This window comes from Candidatus Zixiibacteriota bacterium (assembly GCA_018820315.1).
Classification (GTDB): domain Bacteria; phylum Zixibacteria; class MSB-5A5; order JAABVY01; family JAHJOQ01; genus JAHJOQ01.
In genome coordinates this window covers 1-3,958 of the sequence record JAHJOQ010000140.1, presented here as the reverse complement: position 1 = coordinate 3,958, position 3,958 = coordinate 1, and the positions used below count along the sequence as shown (strand labels likewise).

Here is a 3,958-nt window from a genome sequence, read left to right as displayed (position 1 = left end):
CTTCCTAAGACTGCTCGCCTATCCGCGCAAGACCGCCGTTGACCAGGGTGATCGTCTTGTGGAGTTCCTGCGCCGCGTTATGCTCCATACCGCGCAACTCACCGATCCGGAGGATATCGCCTGGTTTCTCGCCTCCTATGCTCGCGAAGCACGCGCGCGCGTAGCCCTCGCCGCTGATCTGCCAGCACTCGAAGGTTTGAAGCGAGGACTCGAAGAAGCGCTCGGGATGAAATTCGAGGGAGACAAGGGTGAACACTTCTTCCGTGCAACGCTTGTCCAGACACTGTTCTACGGTATATTTTCGTCGTGGGTGCTGTGGGCAAGAGAACATACAACGGCAAAAGAGAAATTCAATTGGCATGAAACGAGCTGGACTCTTCATGTTCCGATGGTGAAGAGCCTCTTCGACCAGATCGCTACTCCTACCAAACTCAAACCCCTCGGTGTTGCCGAAGTGCTCGACTGGGCTGGTGGTGTGCTAAATCGAGTAGTCCGCAAGGAGTTCTTTCAGAAGTTCGAGGAGGAGCACGCTGTCCAGTACTTTTATGAACCGTTCCTCAAAGCCTACGATCCCGAATTGCGAAAGCAACTCGGCGTCTGGTACACGCCACCCGAAATTGTGAAGTACCAAGTGGAGCGGGTCGATCATGTTCTGCGTACTGAGCTCGGACTTGCCGATGGTCTCGCCGACGAGCGGGTCGTGGTACTCGATCCATGCTGCGGAACGGGTGCCTATCTTGTTGAGACGATCAGACGCATCCACACGACTCTGCGCAAGAAGGGCGAGAGCGCACTTACAGCTCAGAATCTGAAGAAGGCGGCGATGGAGAGGATCTTCGGATTCGAGATTCTTCCGGCTCCGTTTGTCGTTTCGCATCTTCAGATAGGCCTCATGTTGCGGTTGCTCGGCGCCCCCTTGCACCCCGATAGCAATGAACGCGCGCGCGTCTACCTGACCAATGCGCTAACGGGATGGGAACCCCCAAAGGACCCAAAGAACAACCTCCCCCTCTTTCCAGAACTGATGGAGGAGCGCGAAGCCGCCGATAGCGTAAAGCGAGATGCTCCTATTATAGTGATTCTCGGCAACCCACCATACAACGCTTTCGCCGGGACCAGCCCCCAAGAAGAAGGGGGACTCGTCGACGCTTACAAAAAAGGATTGACCACGCCGGTCAAAGATGGCGGATGGGGAATAAAGAAATTTAACCTCGATGACCTGTATGTTCGTTTTTTCCGAATCGCTGAACGCCGCATCGCGAAGAGCGGAAAGGGCGTCGTATGCTTTATTTCAAACTACTCATGGACATCCGAACCTTCTTACGTGGTGCTACGAAGTCACCTGCTACGAGCATTTGATAAATTCTGGATTGAAAATATGCATGGCAACAGAAAGATCAGCGAATACGCACCCGATGGCCACACCAGTGAGACCATCTTCTCAATACCTAAGTTCTCTACTGGGATTCAACAAGGGGTCGTGATCTCCCTCTGGGTAAGACATGCCAATCACAATGACCTTTCCGGTAAGTCGGCGGAAGTGCTGTATCGCGATGACGTTGATGCAGCCCGCGCGGTTGACCGTCGTCTGCAATTGCTTGATAGCCTCAACTACAAGCAGTTTGACCGAAGGTACGAAAGAGCTGCCCCCACGCCTGAAAATCGCTATTCCTTCCGACCGGCAAACGTATCCGATGATTACATGTCTTGGCCCAGGGTAACCGATATTCCATGCGAACGACCATACAACGGACCGATTGAACGAAGGGGCAATTCATTAATCGTGCTGCCTGACGCGAGAGAATCACTCTGTACCAGCATTAAGAACTACCTTGACCCATCGCGGCCTGATGATGAAGTCACATACGGTTCCCCTGCGTTTATGAAGTCGTCTGGCGAGTTTGACGCCATCGCGAGCAGAAGGAATCTAAAAGGCAAGGTTGTCTTCCAAGAAAGTAAGATTAAGCTATACCCTTTTAAGCCATTCGATGTGAGAAGCGCGTATCTTGACCCCAACATCGCGCCACTTTTCTCGCGGCCTTCTCCGCAGCTGTTGGCCCATGCCGAATTGCGCGCGAATTCTTTCTTTATCACGAGAGACACGGCCGACAAGGACCCGGAAGGACCGCCTTTCTATTTGTCCGTAGTTGTTTGTGATTACGACTTCCTTTCCGGCCATGCCCGCCATTTCCCCCTTCGCCTGCGCCACGAGGCGAAACTCACCAAGATTGCTGGCAACCAGACCGAGGCGTTCGAAAAAGTTGTGCCTAAAGCAAGAACCACAGCTAATCTGTCGCCAACCGCAAGAGCGTATCTAGCACAATTAGGCATAGACAATCCTGACAAAGATCACGAAACGGCCGGTATCATCTGGGTGCACGCGTTGGCTATCGGGTACAGTCCAGCGTATCTTACGGAGAATGCCGACGGCATCCGCCAAGACTGGCCGCGAATCCCCCTGCCGGCTTCAAAGAAGGCACTGATCGAATCTGAGGAACTCGGTCGGCGGGTCGCTGCGCTGCTGGATACGGAAAAGCCGGTCGATGGTATAACCTCCGGCCGCATCCGCAAAGAGCTCGTCGATATCGGCGTTATCACAAAGGTTGGCGGTGGTGAACTCGATCCAGTCAAAGGAGAGCTCGATATGACCGCCGGTTGGGGACACCACGGCAAGTCTGGAGTCTGCATGCCGGGCAAAGGGAAGTCTGACATTCGTGCTATCGGCGGCACGGGTGACAGCCGTCTTGGAGTAAACACTCTTGACGTCTACCTGAACAATGAAGCGTACTGGGCAAATATTCCGCAGATAGTATGGGAGTACTACATTGGAGGTTATCAAGTAATCAAGAAGTGGCTGAGCTATCGGGAGAAAGTGATGCTTGGCCGTGGTTTGAAGATAGAGGAGGCCGAGTACGTCACCGAAATGGCGCGGCGCATCACCGCACTGGTGTTGCTCCAGGATGAACTCGATTCCAATTACAAAGCAGTCAAAGCCGACACTTGGCCTTGGCCAGTGGAGTAGGCGCTGACTTTGACGCGAGCAAATCTACCGTATCCTCAGGGCAATAACTGATGCAATCAGCTCGCCGACAATCGACCAGACCCGCGCGAATGCCGCGATCGCAGCGGCAACACCGCTCCCGAATATCGGACTTAGGAACAACACAAGGACAGCTTCTCGCACACCGATACCACCCGGTGTCAGGATACTCCAATAGCCAATCAGATACGCGGCTGCGAAAATGCCAACCGCTTGAAGATAGTTCCCCGGTGGGAAATCGGATACGGATATAAGAAAGAGGTAGAACGCTGTCCCGTACAGAATCCAACCGACACAGTACATCGCAAGGATTTTCGCTCCAATCCGACCACGCACATGAAACTTGATCGCATCTGAACCGAAGCGCGTCACGATGGCATTGATTATATTGCGCAGCCATGACGGCTTGAAGAGTATGACAACAGGAATAAGTGAGATCCCGATAACAACGTATCCGATTGTCGGAGAGATGAACGCAGAATCCAGATAATACCCGGGCAGGATCAGAAACCCCGCGACAATCAGCAGTGCCGGAGGTGTGGTAAAAATCTGTGCCAGAACAAAACTCGTTACAGCCTCGGCTCGGGAAACACCCTCTTTGCCGGCAAGGTGTATCATTCCGAACAGCTGCCACACCTTTCCAGGAAGGTATCTTCCAAGCTGGGACAAATATGCGATTTTGAATGCTTTGGCAATCGATACATTCTTCGACAGAGTCCCGAGGATTATAGAGAGCACAATGCTCATTACGAACAAAGCAGAAAGCATGGTGAGGAGAGAGACTGCCAGCAGAAAGTAATTGATCTTCCAGTCGTATGTGCTAACATGAGTCCAGTTGGTGATAATGCGACTGCCGACGAAATACAGTAACGCGAGGATCAACAGTATCTGGATCAACCTGACCCAGAGCTTCTTATT

General features: G+C 52.7%; 2 protein-coding genes. One reads left to right on the top strand and one right to left on the bottom strand.

All coding sequences use genetic code 11. The features are described 5' to 3' along the window. Nucleotides 1-3,022: N-6 DNA methylase (locus KKH67_14025; GenBank protein ID MBU1320298.1), on the top strand; the 3,022-nt coding region annotated here is incomplete at its 5' end. 24 nt (nt 3,023-3,046) lie between these two features. On the opposite strand, the gene KKH67_14020 is transcribed toward KKH67_14025, so the two are convergent. Beyond that, nucleotides 3,047-3,958, bottom strand: a 912-nt coding sequence (locus KKH67_14020) for a flippase-like domain-containing protein (GenBank protein MBU1320297.1), incomplete at its 5' end; no start/stop codon positions are given.